Source organism: Myxococcus xanthus (assembly GCF_006402735.1).
Lineage (GTDB): Bacteria > Myxococcota > Myxococcia > Myxococcales > Myxococcaceae > Myxococcus > Myxococcus xanthus_A.
This window is the reverse complement of record NZ_CP017174.1, coordinates 3024768-3043158: the sequence shown is the minus strand read 5'-3', so window position 1 is coordinate 3043158 and position 18391 is coordinate 3024768. Positions and strand designations below refer to the sequence as shown.

The following is an 18391-nucleotide window of genomic DNA, read 5'->3' as shown; positions in this document are numbered from 1 at the left end:
CCTACTTGCGGCTCCGGGCCCGCGCGGAGCGTCCGCCGCCCCCGCGCCCCCGGCCCTTCTTCGGGGCTTCCGCTTCCGCCGCCTTCGCCGGGGCCCGCAGCAGCGAGCGCGACGCCGGCTTCAGCCCCAGGTCCATGTCCTTCAAGAGCTGCACGCGGTCGCGATACTCGGCCGCCTTCTCGAACTGCATCTCGTCCGCGGCGGCGAGCATCTCCTTGGTGAATTCCTCGATGAGCCGCTTGATTTCCTTCGGCTGGAGGACGTCGTCCTCGCCTTCGGCCGCCATCGGAAGGGCGCCCACGTCACCCGCCTCGTAGGCCGCGTGCTCGGACAGGTCGGTGATGTTGCTCTTCACCGAACGCGGGGTGATGCCGTGCGCCTGGTTGTGCGCGCGCTGGATGTCGCGGCGGCGCGTCGTCTCCTCCAGGGCCTTCTTCATGGAGTCGGTGACGTTGTCCGCGTACATGATGACGCGGCCACTCACGTTACGGGCCGCGCGGCCAATCGTCTGGATGAGGGAGACGTGGCTGCGCAGGAAGCCTTCCTTGTCCGCGTCCAGGATGGCCACCAGGGATACCTCGGGGATGTCCAGGCCCTCGCGCAGCAGGTTGATGCCCACCAGGACGTCGAACTCGCCCTTGCGCAAGTCACGGATGATGGCCATGCGCTCAATCGCGTCGATGTCCGAGTGCAGGTAGCGCACGCGCACACCCACGTCGGAGAAGTACTCCGTGAGGTCTTCCGCCATGCGCTTGGTGAGCGTCGTCACCAGGACGCGCTCGCTGCGGGATACGCGCTGACGCACCTCCTCCAGCAGGTCGTCCACCTGATTGCCCACTGGGCGAATCTCCACCTCCGGGTCCGTCAGGCCGGTGGGGCGGATGATCTGCTCCACCACCACGCCCTGCGACTTCTGCAGTTCGTACTCGGCCGGCGTCGCGGAGACGAAGATGGCCTGGGGCACCAACTCCTCGAACTCACCGAACTTGAGCGGGCGGTTGTCCAGCGCGCTGGGCAGGCGGAAGCCGAAGCCCACCAGCGTCTCCTTCCGCGCCCGGTCGCCGCGATACATGGCGCCAATCTGCGGCACCGTCTGGTGGCTCTCATCGAGCATCACCAGCAGGTTGCGCGGGAAGTAGTCGATGAGGCACGGAGGCGGCTCTCCCGCCGCGCGGCCGGAGAAGTGCCGGGAGTAGTTCTCGATGCCGCTGCAGTAGCCGACCTGCTCAATCATCTCCAGGTCGAACATGGCGCGCTGCTCCAGCCGCTGCGCCTCCAACAGCTTGCCCTCGCGCTTGAACGTCTGCAGTTGTTCGGACAGCTCGTCGCGAATGGTCTGAATCGCGCGCCGGCGCACGTCCTCCTCGGCCACGTAGTGGCTGGCGGGGAAGATGACGATCTTCTCCAGCGCGCCCAGCGTCACGCCGCGCAGCGGGTCGAACTCGGTGACGCGCTCCACCTCGTCGCCGAAGAAGCTGACGCGCACGGCCCGCTCCTCCTCGTAGGCGGGGAACACCTCGACGGTGTCGCCGCGCGCGCGGAAGGTGCCGCGATGGAAGTCCAGGTCGTTGCGCTTGTACTGGGCCTCCACCAGCTTGCGCATGAAGGTGTCGCGGCCCATCTCCTCGCCCACCGCCGCGCGCACCGCCAGGTCCACGTAGCTGCGGGCCGCGCCCAGGCCGTAGATGCAGGACACGCTGGCGACGATGATGACGTCGTCCCGCGTGCGCAGCGAATGGGTGGCCGAGTGGCGCATCCGTTCGATGTTGTCGTTGATGGACGAGTCCTTCTCGATGAAGGTGTCCGTCGACGGAACGTAGGCCTCGGGCTGGTAGTAGTCGTAGTACGAGACGAAGTACTCGACGGCGTTGTTCGGGAAGAGCGCCTTGAATTCGCCGTAGAGCTGCGCGGCCAGCGTCTTGTTATGGGCCATCACCAGCGTGGGCCGCTGCACGTTGGCGATGACGTTCGCCATCGTGAACGTCTTGCCTGACCCGGTGACGCCCAGCAGGGTTTGGTAGCGGTCACCCCGCAGGATGCCCTGCGTGAGTTCGCCAATGGCCCTTGGCTGGTCGCCTTCGGGCTTGTGTTCGCTGACGAGCTGAAAGTCCGACATACCCGCGAGACTTAACACCGCGCGGGTGGGAAGGCCGGATGTTCGTGACCGCGCTACTTCGAAGTGTCCTGTCGCTTCAGCGCTTCCAGGGATTGCAGCCGGGCAGCCTCGAACTCATCCCCCTTGTTCCAGCGCGGCAGCTCCGGTTGCCGGGCGACATGGGCGCCCAACAGGAAGAACAGGCGGACGTCTTCCACCGCGCCGGAAAAGTCCCAATCCGGACGCAGCTCGTCCGACGGCTGGTGATAGTGCTTCGACTCCCAGACCTCCCGCTGCTGCTTGCCCCAGCCCTCCGGCTTGCCGATGAAGTCCATCCCACTGCCGAAGTACGCGGCGGGAATGCCTCGCTTGGCGAAGTTGAACTGGTCCGACCGGTAGAAGAAGCCCCGGTCCGACAGCTGGTCCGCCTTCACCACCCGGCCCTGCGTCTTCGCCAGGGCGACCAGCGTGGCGTCCAGGTTGGACTTGCCCAGGCCGATGACGGTGAGGTCGCGGGTGCGGCCATGGATGTTGGCGCCGTCGATGTTGATGTTGGCGGCGACCCGGCCGTGGGGCACGGGCGGGTGCTCGGCCAGATACTGCGAGCCCAGCAGCCCCTGCTCCTCTGCGGCCACGGCGGCGAAGAGGATGGAGCGGCGCGGAGCCTTGGGCAGGGCCTTGAACGCCTTGGCGATGTTGAGCATCGCCGACACACCGGACGCGTTGTCGAGCGCGCCGTTGTAGATGGTGTCCTCGCCCGGCTTGCCGCCTTCCTTGCGGCCCAGGTGGTCATGGTGCGCGGTGTAGAGCACCACCTCCTGGGACAGCTTCGGGTCGCTCCCAGGCAGCAGCGCCAGCACGTTGGCGGTGGGGCTGCGGCGCACCGTGTTGGTGAGGCGCGACGACACCGTCATCCCGAGCGGCACCGGCTGGAAGTCGCGCTTCTGCGCGGCGGCCCACAGCGCGCCCAGGTCCTTGCCCGCCAGTTGCAACACCCGGCGCGTGGCCTGTTCGGTCGTCCAGGCCTTCACCTGGAGGCGCGGTCCCTCCGCGGCGGGCAGTTCGAACTGCTCTCCCGTCCACGACGTCTGCACCACCTGCCACGGGTAGCCCGCGCTCGGCGTGGTGTGGATGATGATGGCGCCCGCCGCGCCCATCTTCGCGGCCTGCTCGTACTTATAATCCCAGCGGCCGTACCAGAGCCGGGTCTTGCCCGCGAAGAGCTGCGGGTCATCCTCCGGGTCGCTGTTGAGGATGAGCAGCGTCTTGCCGCGCAGGTCCATCCCCTTGAAATCGTCCCACTGGTACTCGGGCGCCTGGATGCCGTAGCCCACGAAGACGAGCTCGGACGCATCCAACTTCGACTCGGGGGCCTGCACGCCGGACACGGCGATGAAGTCGTGGTGGAAGTTCAGGTGCACCGCGCCCTGGGGCGCCTGGAACGACAAGCCCTTGGGGCTGCTGGTGACGCCCACCAGGTCGAAGGGCTGCAGGTACGAGCCGTCCGTGCCCAGCGGCTGCAACCCGAGCGCCTCGAACTGCGATGCGATGTACGCCTGCGCGAGCGCATCCCCCCGCGTACCAGGACCACGGCCCTCCAGCAGGTCATTCGCGAGGAAGCGCACGTGCGCACGCAGCACCTCCGGAGCGATGACACCGGACGCGGACCTCTCCGCGGGCGTCGTCAACTGCACGCGCTGCGCGAGCGCCGGAGCGGAGCAGAGAGCGAGAAGCAGGGGCAGCGAGCGCATCATGGTGTCCCGAGCCCTAACACGAAGCCCGGGACACCCGAAGCACTGCATCAGCCCTGGAGCGGCGCCACCTTCCACGTCGTGCCAGCGGGCGTGTCCATGATTTCCACGCCCTTCTGCTTCAGCTCGCTTCGCACCCGGTCCGCGGCGGCGAAGTCCTTCGCCGCGCGGGCAGCGGTGCGCTCGCCCAGCAGGCGCTCCACCTCCGCCACGTCGATGCCGCGCTCGCGCACGGCGCGCTCCCGGCGGCGCAGCAGCCACGCATCGGGCGCGTCCTCGAAGAGGCCCAGGACGCCGGACACCCTGCGCACGTCCTCACGCAGCGCCTGCAGTGTGCGGCCCACCAGGGCCTTGTCCTTCACGGGCGGCTTGTCGGTCAGCTCGTTCATCATCCCGAAGAGCCCCGACAGCGCGCCCAGGCCGCCCGCGGTGTTGAAGTCGTCGTCCATGGCGGACTCGAACTCACTGAAGAAACGCTGCGGGTCGCCGTGCAGGGCCCCCTTGCCGAAGTCCTTCCCAGAGATTCGCTCGTCCACCTTGCGGAGCGTCTCGTAGAAGTACTCCATGCGCGTCTCCGCATCCGCCAGCGCCTTGTCGGAGAACGACAGCGGGTGGCGGTAGTGCGTGGCGAGGAAGAAGAAGCGCAGCGCCTCCGGGTCCACCTTGGTCAGCGCGTCGCGCAGGCGCACCACGTTGCCCAGCGACTTGGACATCTTCGCGCCTTCCAGGTCCAGGAAGCCGCAGTGCATCCAATACCGGGCGAAGGTCACGCCGTTGGCGGACTCGCTCTGGGCGATTTCGTTCTCGTGGTGGGGGAAGATGAGGTCCAGCGCGCCGCCGTGGATGTCGAACGTCTCACCCAGGTACTTCGCGCTCATGGCGGAGCACTCGATGTGCCAGCCCGGACGGCCGGGGCCCCAGGGGCTCTCCCACGCGGGCTCTCCCGGCTTGGCCGCCTTCCACAGGGCGAAGTCGAGCGGCTCGCGCTTCTGATCACCCGGCTGCACGCGCTCGCCCACGCACAGCTCGTCCAGGTTGCGCTTGGACAGCTTCGCGTAGTCCGCGTCGCTGCTCACGGAGAAGTACACGTCGCCCTGGGAGGCGTACGCGTGGCCCTTGTCCACGAGCTTCTGGATGATGGCGATGATTTCGGGGAGGTGGTCGCTCACCCGCGGCGAGAAGTCCGGCTCCAGCAGGTGGAGCGCCCGGGTGTCCTCGCGGAAGATCTCCACGTAGCGCGCCGCCAGCGCCACCGGGGTCTCCCCCGTCTCCGCGGCCGCCTTGATGATTTTGTCGTCCACGTCCGTGTAGTTGCGGACGTACCGGACCTTCAGGCCCCGGTGACGGAGGTAGCGGACCACCACGTCGAAGGAGGTGAAGGTGCGGGCATTCCCGATATGAATGTAGCTGTAGACGGTAGGACCACAGACGTAGACCCCCACCTCGCCAGGAATGGCGGGCTGCAGCAGCTCCTTCTGCATGGTCATCGTGTTGAAGAGCCGGATGGCGGGCGGGGTCACGTGCGGCAATCCTCTCGGGTCCATAGGCGTGGGTGTGTCCCTCACTCTAGAGTCTCGGGTCGTGGACAGGCCAGTATTCGCGAGGGGTTCGTCGCCGCCCCCAATCTGGGAGAATGGGCATCATGGCTCCACCGAACCCAAAGCGGCCCCCTCGGCCGCCCCGCCCGCCCGGTACGCAGGCGCCCCAGGATTCAGACGTGGAGCTGCCCTTCGACGACGACGAGGTGGATCCGCTCCAGGCTGACGACCCGCGTCCCCAGCGGGTTCCCCAGTTTCCCGCGGGCTCCCGCCGCAGCCGGCGCCAGGGCCCGGAAGGGCGCGCCAACAGCGACCGCGAGCTCGCCTCCCGCTTCGACACCTCGAATGAGTACTCGGACCCCGGGTACGCGGCTGCCTTCCTGTACGTCGAGCGAGGCCCCGGCGCCGGACAGCTGGTGCCCGTCAAACAGGGGGCGCTGGTCATCGGGCGGTCCTCCTCGTCCGACCTCCGCCTGCAGCACCCGTCCATCAGCCGCCGGCATGCGCACCTGACCCGCCGCGGCGAGCGCTTCTTCCTGAAGGACCTCAGCAGCCAGAACGGCACCTTCCTCAACCGCCATCGCATCACCTCGGAGGTCGAGCTGATGCCGGGGGACGAGGTGTCCCTCGGCAATGCCCTGTTGCGCCTGCGCGGCCCCGGTGGAACCCCCGCCCTGGGTGTGCCCGCCGTCTCCCACGACGACAAGCCGCCTTCGCGCAGGGCCTTGAGCACGGTGGGTGTGGCCCTGGGCGCCGCGGCGCTGGGTTCGGGTGTGGCCGCGCTCATCGCGCTGCTTTCCATGCGGATGGCCGGCGGCACGGAGCACATCTCTCCCGCCCCGCCACCGGCGGCCCCCCGGAATGCGGCCGCCGCTTCGCCGACCGTGGTCGTGTCAGGTGCGCCCACGCGGGTCGATATGGAAGTGCCCGCAGCCAGCAGCGCCGAGAAAACAGGCGACACGGTGGTTGGAGCCGCGACGGGCACCCCGGAGAATCCGCCTCCCGAAGAGGAGGACGCGCCCCTGACGCCCAAGGCCACGGGCATCAGCGCCCTGAACGTGGCTCGGGGCACCACGAAGCAGGTGCGTCCCATGGCCGTTGCCCCCTCGAACGAGCGCACGGCGGGAAGCACCGATTCGGCGGCGACCGCCCAGCGGCAGACGCAAGGCGCTGACGCGGCTTCCTCCAGCGCGCTCGCGATGAGGGGCGCGGACTCCGCGGCGAACGCCCAGCGCCGGGTGCGCAGCGCGGATTCAGCGTCCTCGAACAAGCGGACGGCTGGGGCGCTCGATTCGGCGGCGGCGCCATCCGACGCCACCTCCACGAAGGAGGCCGAGGTCCTGCGCCGCTACGAAGCGGGAGATGTGGCGGCGGCCCGGGACCTGGCCCAGGCGGAGAAGCTCACCGCGCTGCACGGGCAGCTCATGAGGTTCGAGACCGCCGAGGCGCAGGCGAAGAAGGCCCTGGCGAAGCGGGACTTCCCAGAGGCCATTGCGCAGCTGACGCTCGCCATTTCGGTGGACGATGCCCTGGCGCATGGCTGGAGCAAACACGGACCGCCCCTGCGCAAGCAATTGTCGCGGCTCCATGTCCAGGTCGGCACGGAGCATGCCGCCGCGGGCCGGGTGGACGAGGCGCGCGCCGCCTTCGAGCAGGCCCTGAAGCACGACACCGGCAACCGCGAGGCCCGCGAGCAGCTCGGCCGGCTCACCCGCGCTTCAGCCCCCTGACCAGCAGCATCGCGTTGAGCACCACGAAGGTGACCAGCGACAGGCACACGAGCAGCAATCCCCTGTCCGCGCCGGGACGCTCGCCTTCGATGAGCAGCCACAACCGGCCGTCCCGCGGTTGGAGCTCACCCATGCGCACCATCAGGGCCAGGGCATCGCGGTAGCGAGAGGCATCCTCTTGCGCCAGCAGCCGTCCTCGCACGGCGAAGGGACGTTGGTCGGGCTGCGGCGGCGGACGGCCTTCGGTCCACTGCTCCCCCGGGAGCGCTGGCCGGCGCACCACGAAGGGCGAGTCGCGCAGCCCCACGAGGACATACAGCGCGCCGTCCGCGCGCTCATAGGCGCCCCGGACCGTGGGCACGCCATGCACCTGGGCGTAACGGTTGGAAGTGAGCGCCTCGAAGCGATACGCCCCTTCCGCGCCCAACGTCAGCGGAACGCTTGGAGACAGGAAATACGACAAGTCCTTCCACTGCATGCCGAGCAGCACCAGTCCCACGGCGATGGCCATGACCGCGGCCACGGGACGCACGCCCACGCGGCGGCGTGACAACCGGGCCTCGAGCTCCGCGATGCGGCGCGCTCGCGCCTCTTCCGTGGGGGACTGCGGCAGCAGCTCACTCATGGGCGGACATGATGTGGCGTGGAAAGACGAAACCCCGAGCTCCCTGCTTGGGAACCCGGGGCGACGAGTCTTGGACGGCAGTCCTGTGGCTCAGGCCAGGTTGAAGATCTTCTTCAGGTCCGACTCGATTTCTTCCTCGGAGCAGTCCTTGGCCAGCGACAGCTCCTTGATGAGCAGCGAGCGCGCGGTATCCAGCATCTTCCGCTCGCCGAAGGAGAGGTCCTTATCGCCCTTCAGGAGGTAGAGGTCGCGGAGCACTTCGGCGATTTCGAACACCGAGCCCGTCTTGATCTTCTCCATGTACTCCCGGTAACGACGGTTCCACGTCGTGGAGTCAACGGAGATGTCCTTCTCCTTGAGGATGGAGTAGACCTGCTTGACGTCCTCCTCGCTGATGATCTCCCGGAGACCGACCGACCCGACCTTGTTGATCGGGATCATGATCCGCATTCCGTTCTCCAGGATGCGCAGCACGTAGAAGGACTGGCGCTGCCCGGCCACCTCGGTGTGTTCGATACCCATCACTTCACCGACGCCCTGGCCCGGGTAGACCGCCTTGTCACCAGTCTTGAAGCTGGTCTGCACTCACTGCCTCCTTGAAAGACTCGTTCCCGGCCTTTCAGCCGGGCACTACTACCACAAACCACATCCACGGGCAACGATAACGCCTTGACCACCCAGGACGCGCCCGACTACGTTGTCGGTTTCTACACGCGGTGTCGGCAGATGTGTGCACCAGTGTGACGGGCGGCGGGTGGGGGTCGGAAGGTGGAACGTCATGCTTGGCGCGACCTGGGCGCGCGTCCTCTCTTCTTTCCCGCCCTGAGCCTGTCACTCGGAGCCCTCTGCGCCCCGGTAACAAGCGCGTACGCAGAACCATTTCTCGTTTGTGGGCTTTTACTGGGAGCGCTCGGACTGGCGCTCGCCCGGCTGCCTGGTGCGCATCTCGCCGTGCTGGCGTCACTCTGGGCGGCGGGCGCGGGGCTGGCGCGCTGGGAATCCCAGGTGGATGTGCCGGCGGAGCTGACCCAAGGCAACGCCATCGTCATCGAGGGAGAAACGGAGCGGGTGGACCGCTTTGACGGGACGACGCGTGTCCGGTTGGCCGTCGCACGGGCTGGCGTCCCTCCTGGACCGTTGGCCCCCGTACGGTTTCGGATGAACCTGTCGCTGCGCGGCGAGCCACCGCCGCTCCTCCCCGGCCAACGTATCCGGGCAGAGACGAAGCTGCAGCCAGACGCGCCCCCGTCGAACCCCGGTGAGAAGGATTTCGGGGCGGCGCGACGGCGACAGGGCGTGGCCTTCACCGGTGGCATGGACGCGCGGCGCCTGGTGGTGCTCTCCCCTGCCCCGGCGTGGCGGGTGTCATTGGAGGACACGCGCACGCGGCTGGCGGCGGCGGTCCATGCCGTGTCGCCATCGACGGATGCAGCGGCGCTCTTCCTCACCCTGGCGGCGGGGCAACGCGCGGCGCTGGATGATTCGTGGGAAGAGGCCTTCTCTCGCGCAGGACTGGCCCACGTGTTGAGTGTCAGCGGGCTGCACGTGGCGGCGTTGGCGCTGATGACCCTCGCGGTGCTGCGGCGGCTGGTGGTGCGCACCGGTGAGCGGTGGCGGATGCTGGATGCTCGGCAGGTGGCGGCCCCCGCGGCGGTGCCCTTCGTCTGGGCCTACGTCGTGTTCACCGACAATCAGCCGCCCGCGGTGCGCTCCGCGGTGATGGCCACGGTGGTGCTGCTGGGGCTGGCGCTCTGGCGGCGCGCGGACGGGCTCAACGGACTGGCCGCTGCGGCCGTGGTGCTGGTGGCCTGGGCGCCCTCCAGCGTGGCCGACCTGTCGCTGCGGCTGTCGTTCCTCGCCGTGCTGGGACTGGTGCTGCTGTCACCGCCGCTGCGGCAGGCGCTGCCCCTGGCCGAGCCTGACCCGTCCGAGCCCCACCGCGTCCGGCGCTGGTGGGGACAGGCCCAGGAGACGGTGGCGCAGACACTGTGCGCGAGCGCGGCCGCGACGCTGTCGGGACTCCCCATCGTCGCGGCGACCTTCGGACGGGTGAGTATCGCGGGGCTCATCTCGAACGTGGTCGCCCTGCCCTTATGCGGGCTGCTCACGGGCCTGGCCGCGGGTGGCGCCGCGCTCTTCGTCGTTGCCCCCGTGCTGGCGACGCCGGTGCTGTGGGCCGGCGCCTGGGCGTCCGAGCTGCTGCTGGTCATCACCCGGCTCTTCGCGGCGGCGCCGCTGGCCTCGGTCGAGGTGCCGTCACTGGGCTTCCTGTCGGCGCTCTACGCGGCGGGGCTGCTGACGTGGGCGCTCGGCACGGGACGCTGGCGGCTGGGCGGCTTGTTGGCTCCCGCGGCCGTCATCGCCGCCATCCTGGCACCGGTGCTCACGCCGCAGCCCGGGCTGCGCGTCACCTTTCTCTACGTGGGTCAGGGAGACGGCGTGGTCGTCAGCTCCGGTGGTGAGCACATGCTCGTGGATGGCGGCGGCGTTCCAGGCGGCATGGACACCGCGGAGCGCTTCATCCTCCCGTACCTGAAGCACGCCGGCATCTCCCGGCTGGACCTCGCCGTGCTGTCACATCCGCATCCGGACCATGCGCTCGGGCTGGCATCCGCGCTGAAGCAGATTCCCACCCAGCGACTGTGGATGCCCGCGGGCGACGGAGACGGTCCGCTCTCGCGGCAGGTGGTGGCCGCGGCGGGGACGGCGCTCGTGGAGGAAGTCGAGGTGGGCCATCCCCCCCTGCGCCTGGGCGAGGCGACCATCGAAGTGCTCGGGCCACCAGCGTTGGAGGCACGCGACCTGCTGGAAGGCGCGAACGACCGAAGCGTGGTGCTCCTGGTGCGCCACGGCGACGTCACCGTGCTGCTCACGGGCGACGTGGAGGCGGATGGCGAGGAGGCCCTGGCGGAACAACTGGGTCCGGTGACGGTGATGAAGGCCCCTCACCACGGCTCACGGACGTCCTCCACGGAAGCCCTGCTGGCACGCACACGCCCACGGCACGTCGTCTTCTGCGTGGGCCGGCGCAACCGCTACGGCTTCCCCCACGACGACGTGGAGGCGCGATACCGGGCGCTGGGAAGCGAGTGCTGGCGAACAGACCAGCATGGCGCCATCACCGTGGAAAGCGACGGCCAGGACGTCCGCCTGCTCACCTTCCTGCCCCACGAGCCCTCTCCCTGGGTCATGCCGGTTGCACGGGCTGGGGGCCCATCACCAGATTGAGGCCGATGATTCCAGAGGATATCGACCTCCAGCAGCTCACCGCCGACCTGAAGAACGCGCTCGGCCCGGGAGAACCCATCGGGTACCTCCGTGGCAAGTCCGTGATGCGCAACCTGCTCGTGGACATGCGCGGCTTCTCGGAGTTGGAGGCGGAGGAGCTCATCGACACGATGGAGCTTCGCGGCTTCCTCCGCTTCCTGGGGGACCCCACCGAGCGGTCCGTCGCGGACGCGCACTGGGACATCAGCCCCCACGCGTGAGCGCGGGCGCCCCTATTCGAACACGAGCCAACCGAAGCGCGGCAGCGCATGGAAGTCGCCGACGAAGAGGGGCGAGAAGGACTGCCCCTCCACCGTGCGGCGGTCATGGTGCTCCAGCCGGTAGAGGTTGAAGCGCCAGCGGTCACCCGGCTGGGGCGGGATGTGCGGGACTTCGGCCAGCCGGTCGAAGGGAATCTGCATCTCCACCGACCAGCCCTCGTCGCGGTCCGAGGCATCATCCAACGTGCCCCGCACCTTCACGGCGGACGTCATCCCTGAATCCCAGGAGCGGTCCATGCCCTGCCGACGGGCGGGGAAGTACGCGTCGAAGATGACGTTGTGCGGTGACACCTGGAGTTCGTTGTACGTGCGGCCATCCGCGTTGGCGTCGAGGAAGATTTCCACCACCTCCTCCTCGTAGATGGGGTCATCGCGCTTGCGCAGTGTGCCCCACACGTCCGGGTCATCCAGGTCGAAGGCCACGTAGAGGAACTTGCCGTCATGGACGAGCCGCGCCTCGGTGCGCTGGCGCGCGGCGCTCCCATCGAAGCTCCGGCGCAGCACCACCGGTCTGGACTGCTTCCACGCCGCGTCGTCGAGCACGCCGTCGATGGTGGGCGGCTGGCTCACGCGCGGGACGGAGTACTCGGGCAGTTCCTGCGCGGCCCCGCCCAGCTGAGGCCCCAGCATCCGCTGCGAGCCGTCATGCGCATTGGCGTCGTCCACGGGCAGCCGGGAGTCTCCCCGCCAGAAGCCGAGCATCACGCGCGCGGGCGTGCCCGGCATGGGCACCGAGTGGACGTCCTCGATGACCTTGCCCACCGGCCATGACGCCAGCGGCGCGGCGCCCCCCTGTACCTCATGGTCCGCGTTCGTGAGCATGCCGCCACTGGCCGGGTCCACGACGTGGGCGAAGAAGGCGAAACCCTGCGGCGGCGGGCGAACCGCTTGGAAGTAATGGGCCAGCCTCACCTGCGTGCCGGGCGCGGCCTTCTCCGGTGACACCTTGGAGCCCAGGTACACCACCGCGCCACCGGCGAACGTCGCGCCGCTGCGGAACGTGAGGTCCGCGGGCGCCGCGTCCAGGGTGCGGAGCTGCGTGGGCGCGGGAATGCGGGGCGTCTGCTGACGCGGCCCGGCCTGCTCATCACGACAGGCGGTGGCAAGACAGGTGACGGCCAGCAGCGGAGCAAGGACGGAGGACGGGAGACGCATCGGGGCCGCGCATCCTAGCGGGCTTCGCGTCCAATGGGTTCACCACGAGGTGAGCGAGCAGGCAACCATCGAGCCCCTCTCGCCTTGAAGTCCCGGCAATTGTCATGCCGAGCGGTGGCTCCCATCTTCTCGCCTCAACCGGCGGTTCAGGCCCAAGGGAGGCGCGAATGAAAACTCTACTCAAGGTGGGTGCGGTGGTGGGTGTGCTGGGAGCAGGGAGCGCCATGGCACAGGATCGGCTGGAGTCCTCCGCGGACATGCGCGGACTGACGCTCCTGGTGGGCGGCGGTGTCGAGGGCTACACGAGCGCACTGGGCTCCGACATCAACCCGGGCCTTGGCTACGGCGTGACGGTGGCCATCAAGCCCACGAAGGTGCTGGGCATCGAGCTGGGCTACTCGGGCGCCCTCAACGAGTTCGACCAGCGCGTGGTGACGGGCGCCCGGAGCGGCCCGGACCTGGTGCGAAACGGCGCGCACGTGGTGGCCACGCTGGGCCTGGGTGCCGCGCCCGTGCAGCCCTACGTCCTGGGCGGCGTGGGCCTCAGCCGGTACAACGTGCGGGCACCCACGGTCGCCTTCGCGGATGACACGGTGGGCAACATCCCGTTGGGCGGCGGCCTGCGCGTCCACATGGGCAACTTCACCGCCGATGCCCGGCTCCAGTACAGCTTCCTCCTGGACCAGCAGTTCGCGGCGAACGTCCCGCCCGGCGACGTCACGATTGGCGACCGGAACTTCAGCAGCGGCGGCAGCTACGCGGGCACCGTCAACATCGGCGCGACCTGGTAGCGACGCGGCCACCGATGCCTGGGCATGGAGCGAGCCCGGACACCTGGCCTCCGCCGAGCGCTCCCTCGTCGCAGAATGCCGGCTTCTGCGAGGGGTGAGCGCGAGGCACGCCCGCCGTCAGACGGGGTGGCGTCGGGAGAAGGCCCCGCATTAGGACGGAGGCATGAGCCCTTTCCTCACGGCGGAGTGGCGGTATCTCGTCATGCTCAACTACGAGGTGGACCCCGAGGTGCTCCGGCCCCTCGTCCCCCGTGACACGGAGTTGGACACCTGGCAGGGCCGGACCTTCGCCAGCATGGTGGGCTTCCGGTTCCTCGACACGCGCGTGCGGGGACTGCCCGTGCCCTTCCACCGGAACTTCGATGAGGTGAACCTGCGCTTCTACGTGCGGCATCTCGGCCCTGAAGGCTGGCGGCGAGGCGTGGTGTTCGTGAAGGAAATCGTCCCGCGACTGGCCATCGCCACCGTGGCGCGCGTGCTCTACAACGAGCCGTATGTCGCGCTGCCCATGCGGCACGTCGTGGAGATGGAAGGCGCGCACACCGGCGCCCCTGGCCGCGTCGAATATGCGTGGAAGGCGGGGGGAAAGTGGCAGCACCTGGCGGCGACGACGCTCGGGCCGCCGCAGGCCAGCGAACCTGGCTCGGAGGCGGAGTTCATCACCGAGCACTACTGGGGCTATACCGCGCAACGGGACGGCGGCTGCGCGGAGTACCGCGTGGAGCATCCCCGCTGGTCCGTGTGGCGGGTGGAGAACACGGCGCTCGATATCGACGTGGAAGGCATGTACGGCGCGAGGTTCGTCCCCTTCCTGCGCGGCAAGCCCAACTCCGCCTTCGTCGCGGATGGTTCGGCCGTGGCTGTGTACCCCGGCACGCGGACGGGCCCCGGTGCCGGCCAGTCGCGGGCCTCCGAGACGCCGCGCGCCGCCTGAGCAAGGTCCGCGTTTCCTCCGCGGGTGTCTCGCGCTTCGGACGGGCCCATCGCCACCGGGACGCACGTGGACGGCAAGTCCGCGGAACCCTGGCCTCCTGGGACGGCCGGCCCGTTGCTCCCGGGCTGTCTCATGCGCTTCGAATTTGAACACCTGGGCTCCACCACCCCCTTCGAGCTCGCCGATGGCATCCACCTCCTGGGAGGCGGCCCGGATGACCACATCCGACTGGAGGGCCTGCCCCCAAGCCTTCTCAGCCTGCGCATCGAGGCGCAGCGGCTCATGGTCGAGGCCGCGCGCACCTTCTCCGTCAACGGCGTGCTGGTCCCCCCGGGTGTCCCGAGGCTGGTGATTCCCGGAGAGGCGCTCGGCCTGCCCGACGACATGGGACTGCGCGTGCTTCAAGAGGCCGTCAGTGAGCGCGGGCTGGGCACCGTGGCGCTCCTCAAGGGACTGCTGACGGGAACGGATGAACCGGCCCCATCGCGCGCGGCCACCCTCACCTGCCTCACGGGACTGGATGTCGGGCGCGTCCATGCGCTCGCCGAGGCGCAGACGGACATCGGACGGGGCAGCGACGTGGCGATGCGGCTGAGAGACCGGGCCGTGTCCAGGACGCATGCGCGCGTCCACCACGGCGAGGGAGGATTTTCCCTGGAGGACCTGGGCAGCCCCAACGGCGTCTTCCTCAACGGACAGCGCGTCGAATCCCGGGTTCCTCTGGCGGATGGCGACGTCATTGAAATGGGCCGCTCACTGCTCCGCTTCCAGGCCACCGTGGAAGAGCCCCCGCCCCCCGTGCCAGCTGGCGAACAGGAATCGCCCTCCGGCGCGGTCAGCCCTGCTTCCACCGAAGTCACGGTGGAGCCCACGCCCGAGGCACCTCCCAGCGGGCCCAAGCCTCACGGCGAATGGTGGCTGATTGGCCTGGGCGCGGTGGCGGCATTAGCGGGCGTGGCCGTCACGTGGCTGCTCGCGACGGGAAGCTGACGCGAGGCTCAGCCTGGAATGGGCCCCAGCCCCGCGCGCTCCACGAGGAGCCGCGCGAGCTGCTGATGGTGCCGAAAGAAGCTGGTGAAGTGGACGAGGCCCGCCTTGCCCCGGATGGCGTAGACCGTCACGGGCCCGGGCAGGACATCGAGCTTGCGGATGTCCGCGAAGGTGAAGCGCCGCGTCCGCACCATGCCTTGGCAGGTCAAGCCCCGGGCATCCACGACGATGTGCGTGCGCCCGTAGTACATGAGCGACACGGCGAAGAAGAGGACGAAAAAGCCCGCTGAGAGGAAGGTCTTGAGCGGGACCTCATCGAAGAATCGGAGGAGGTACACCAGCACGGCAACCCAGAGGAGACCCGCGGCGGCCATGGCCGCTGCGAAGACCCGTCGGGGCCTGAAGACCTGCCGTCCGTTCGGTTCCGCGTCGCGCCCGGTCATTCATGGAAGCTAATGCTTGGGGCTGACACGGTCCACCTACCCTCAGGCTTCCTGCCTGCCGGTCAACGCAGGCGCGCCGCCTTCTGTCGGGATTCCTCCTGGAGCTGGGGGCGGACGTCCGCGGAGGAGGAGGCGGCATAGCGCTCGTAGAGGTCGCGTGCCTCCAGCGTGCGGCCCATGGCGCGGAAAGATTCGGCCAGTCCGTAAAGCGGAGACGCCGAGCCGGGCTCCAGCTCCAAGGCGTACTGATAGTCCGCCGCTGCTTCCGCGTAGCGACGCAGGCCGATGTTGGCGCTGCCTCGCGCGACGAAGGCCACGGCCAGCATGGGCTCATGTTGGATGGCCTGGGTGAGGCTGGTCAGCGCGCCACTGAAGTCCTTGCTGGCGATGCGCTGTACGCCCTGCTCATACGCCCGGCGCGCCAGCACGCGCGTCGTGTCAGCCACGGGGCCGGAGCCCGGTGCCTGCCCCGCGGCCTGGGGAGAAGCGCCCGCCTGCGCCATCTTCGTCCGCGCGCGGTCGATGTTCTCCTTCGCGCTCTGCTGGATGGCCGCGTCCTTCGTGAGCGCGGTGGCCCGCTCCCACTGCGCCACCGCCTGTCCGTAGTAGCCCAGCACCGCCAGGGCGTTGCCCAGCTTGAACAAGGCCTCCACATGGCCCGCATCCGCGTGGGACGCATCCAGGAAGGCGAAGGCCGCCTCGCGGTAGCGGCGCTCCTTCATCAAGGCGTCGCCGTCGCGGATGCGCGACGCAGCCAGCGCCGGGTTGGACGTCACGGACTCCACGGCAGGCGCCGCCGAGGGCGTCGCAGCGGCCGGCGCGGTGGCAACCGCGAGCGGCTCGGCGCCCATGGCCTTCAGGTGCTCGGTCGCCTTGCGGACCCAGACCTGCTCCCCCTTGCGCTGCTCACGGGCGATGTACGCCTGGTACGCGGGAATCGCCTTGTCCTTCTGGCCGAGCTGCCGGTAGCTCTCCCCCAGCCCGTAGTAGCCGTCCGCGTCGCCGGGCTCGAGCTCGGTGTAGCGCTCGTAGGCCTGTGCCGCGGTGGCCGCATCCCCCGTCTTCCGCGCGGCATAGCCCAGGTTGAACCAGGCCATCTTGAAGCCGGGGTCGGCCTTCGCGGCGTCGCGAAAGAGCGTGAGCGCCTCCTGCACCTGCCCCTTGCGGAAGAGCACGCTGCCCAGGCCATTGAGGGCGGAGGGATAGCCGGGCGTGTCGGCCAGGGCCTCGCGGTAGGCGGTGGCCGCGTCATCCCAGCGGCCACGCGCCAGCGCCGACTCCCCGCGCAGGAAGGCGGCCCGGGCCGCGGCGGATGGCTCCGCGGCTCCCAGCAGCATTGCCGCGGACAGCGCGATGACGAACCTGCGCAAGACGACCATGACGGCTCCCGGGGTATCGATCCGGAAGCCGTAGCAGAAAAACCAGGGCCGCGTCAGCACGCCCGCGAGCGACGCCAGCCCTTCGCCTCCGCTCAGCTCCGGAACGGGTTCTGGAGCAGCACCGTCTCACCGCGGTCGGCGCCCACGGAGACGCACACCACGGGGACGCCGCTGACCTCTTCCACGCGGCGCACGTAGCGCTTGGCGTTCTCCGGCAGCTCGTCGAAGGTCCGCACACCAGCGATCTGCTCGTCCCAGCCCTGGAGCGTCTCGTAGATGGGCTTGACGCGCGCCAGGTCCTCGTAGTCGCCGGGCAGCTCCGTCACCTTCTGGCCGTCCAGTTCGTACGCGGTGCAGATCTGCAGCGTCTTGAGGCCGCTGAGCACGTCCAGCTTGGTGAGCGCCATGCCCCACAGGCCATTGACGCGCGAGGCGTAGCGCAGCACCACGCCATCCAGCCAGCCGCACCGACGGGGCCGGCCAGTGGTGGCGCCGAACTCGTCACCCACCTTGCGCAGCTGGTCGCCGATGGCGTCGTTCAGCTCCGTGGGGAACGGACCGCCGCCCACGCGCGTGGTGTAGGCCTTGCTGATGCCCATCACCTTGTCGATGGCCGTGGGGCCCAGGCCCGAACCCACCGCCGCGTTGCCCGCCACGCAGTTGGAGGACGTCACGAAGGGATAGGTGCCGTGGTCCACGTCCAGCAGCGTGCCCTGCGCGCCCTCGAAGAGGATGCGGGCGCCGCGGCGCACCTGACCGGACAGGTAGAGCGAGGCGTCGTGGACGAAGGGCTTGAGCCGCTCGCCCAGGGCGGTGAACTCCGCCAACACCTGCGGCACCTCGAGCTGCGGCACCGGGTCGCCCGCCTGCGCGCACAGGTCCTTCAGTTCGTCCAGCGCCGCCGGCAGCCGGGCCTCGATGCGCGTGCGCAGCCGGTCCGCGTTGAGCAGGTCCCGCACGCGGATGCCGCGACGGGCCACCTTGTCCTCGTACGCGGGGCCAATGCCCCGGCCCGTGGTGCCAATGGCGCTGCCGCCGCGAGCCTTCTCGCGGAAGCTGTCCAACAGCTTGTGCCACGGGAAGATGACGTGGGCATTGTCGGAGATGAGGAGCTGCGCGTCGTCCTTGAGGAAGCCGCGCACCTTCAGCGCGTCAATCTCCCCGACGAGGACGGCAGGATCCACCACCACTCCGTTGCCAATCACACACGTCTTCCCAGGGTGGAGGATACCCGAGGGAATCAGGTGGAGAATGGTCTTCTGCCCGCCCACCACCAGCGTGTGGCCCGCGTTGTTGCCGCCCTGGAAGCGGACGACGACCTGGGCGTGCTCGGTGAGAAGGTCAACGACCTTGCCCTTCCCCTCATCTCCCCACTGCGCTCCGATGACGACGACGTTCGGCATGGTGCTCGC

The 18391-nt window shown here is 69.2% G+C and carries 15 protein-coding genes; 6 read left to right on the top strand and 9 right to left on the bottom strand.

The genetic code is table 11. From position 1 onward, the window contains the following. Nucleotide 1: 1 nt before the first annotated feature. From uvrB to cysS, 3 genes are read right to left on the bottom strand one after another with little or no spacing between them, the layout of a single operon-like run. A complete protein-coding gene (gene uvrB, locus BHS09_RS12905) occupies nt 2-2116 on the bottom strand; it encodes an excinuclease ABC subunit UvrB (protein WP_140790084.1) in 2115 nt (704 codons plus the stop codon). A 53-nt stretch (nt 2117-2169) separates the two neighbouring features. Continuing rightward, a complete protein-coding gene (locus BHS09_RS12900; protein WP_418763991.1) occupies nt 2170-3849 on the bottom strand; it encodes a M28 family metallopeptidase in 1680 nt (559 codons plus the stop codon). A 47-nt stretch (nt 3850-3896) separates the two neighbouring features. Continuing rightward, a complete protein-coding gene (cysS, locus tag BHS09_RS12895) occupies nt 3897-5390 on the bottom strand; it encodes a cysteine--tRNA ligase (RefSeq protein ID WP_174258754.1) in 1494 nt (497 codons plus the stop codon). A gap of 98 nt (nt 5391-5488) precedes the next feature. Between cysS and BHS09_RS12890 the strand changes: the two genes are divergently transcribed. Beyond that, on the top strand, nt 5489-7114 hold the full coding sequence (locus tag BHS09_RS12890) for an FHA domain-containing protein (protein ID WP_237080340.1): 1626 nt from the start codon (nt 5489-5491) through the stop codon (nt 7112-7114). Here the strand turns inward: BHS09_RS12890 and BHS09_RS12885 are convergent. Beyond that, nucleotides 7092-7739, bottom strand: coding sequence for a hypothetical protein (locus BHS09_RS12885; RefSeq protein WP_140798015.1), 648 nt, complete (start codon nt 7737-7739; stop codon nt 7092-7094). The two genes, BHS09_RS12890 and BHS09_RS12885, sit on opposite strands and share 23 nt — an antisense overlap. A gap of 90 nt (nt 7740-7829) precedes the next feature. Continuing rightward, nucleotides 7830-8324, bottom strand: coding sequence for a CarD family transcriptional regulator (locus BHS09_RS12880; RefSeq protein ID WP_013939202.1), 495 nt, complete (start codon nt 8322-8324; stop codon nt 7830-7832). 183 nt (nt 8325-8507) lie between these two features. On the opposite strand from BHS09_RS12880, the gene BHS09_RS12875 reads away from it, so the two are divergent. Both BHS09_RS12875 and BHS09_RS12870 read left to right on the top strand, forming a co-directional pair. Then, nucleotides 8508-10967 (top strand): DNA internalization-related competence protein ComEC/Rec2, encoded by a 2460-nt coding sequence (locus BHS09_RS12875; protein ID WP_140798014.1) that lies wholly within the window; start codon nt 8508-8510, stop codon nt 10965-10967. Between the two features lie 5 nt (nt 10968-10972). Further along, nucleotides 10973-11227 (top strand): hypothetical protein, encoded by a 255-nt coding sequence (locus BHS09_RS12870; protein WP_174258753.1) that lies wholly within the window; start codon nt 10973-10975, stop codon nt 11225-11227. Nucleotides 11228-11239: 12 nt separating this feature from the next. Here the strand turns inward: BHS09_RS12870 and BHS09_RS12865 are convergent, their stop codons facing one another. Next, nucleotides 11240-12442, bottom strand: coding sequence for a carbohydrate-binding family 9-like protein (locus tag BHS09_RS12865; protein ID WP_140798013.1), 1203 nt, complete (start codon nt 12440-12442; stop codon nt 11240-11242). Nucleotides 12443-12609: 167 nt separating this feature from the next. Between BHS09_RS12865 and BHS09_RS12860 the strand changes: the two genes are divergently transcribed. From BHS09_RS12860 to BHS09_RS12850, 3 genes are all read left to right on the top strand, one after another. Continuing rightward, nucleotides 12610-13233, top strand: coding sequence for a hypothetical protein (locus BHS09_RS12860; RefSeq protein WP_237080339.1), 624 nt, complete (start codon nt 12610-12612; stop codon nt 13231-13233). A gap of 163 nt (nt 13234-13396) precedes the next feature. Next, on the top strand, nt 13397-14167 hold the full coding sequence (locus BHS09_RS12855) for a YqjF family protein (protein WP_140798011.1): 771 nt from the start codon (nt 13397-13399) through the stop codon (nt 14165-14167). A 132-nt stretch (nt 14168-14299) separates the two neighbouring features. Continuing rightward, nucleotides 14300-15157 (top strand): FHA domain-containing protein, encoded by an 858-nt coding sequence (locus BHS09_RS12850; protein ID WP_140798010.1) that lies wholly within the window; start codon nt 14300-14302, stop codon nt 15155-15157. A gap of 8 nt (nt 15158-15165) precedes the next feature. Here the strand turns inward: BHS09_RS12850 and BHS09_RS12845 are convergent, their stop codons facing one another. From BHS09_RS12845 to BHS09_RS12835, 3 genes are all read right to left on the bottom strand, one after another. After that, entirely contained in the window at nt 15166-15600 is a 435-nt protein-coding gene (locus tag BHS09_RS12845; protein ID WP_140798009.1) for a PH domain-containing protein, read from the bottom strand. A 62-nt stretch (nt 15601-15662) separates the two neighbouring features. Next, a complete protein-coding gene (locus tag BHS09_RS12840) occupies nt 15663-16979 on the bottom strand; it encodes a tetratricopeptide repeat protein (RefSeq protein ID WP_174260029.1) in 1317 nt (438 codons plus the stop codon). Between the two features lie 92 nt (nt 16980-17071). After that, on the bottom strand, nt 17072-18382 hold the full coding sequence (locus BHS09_RS12835) for an adenylosuccinate synthase (RefSeq protein WP_140790062.1): 1311 nt from the start codon (nt 18380-18382) through the stop codon (nt 17072-17074). Between the last annotated feature and the right edge of the window lie 9 nt (nt 18383-18391).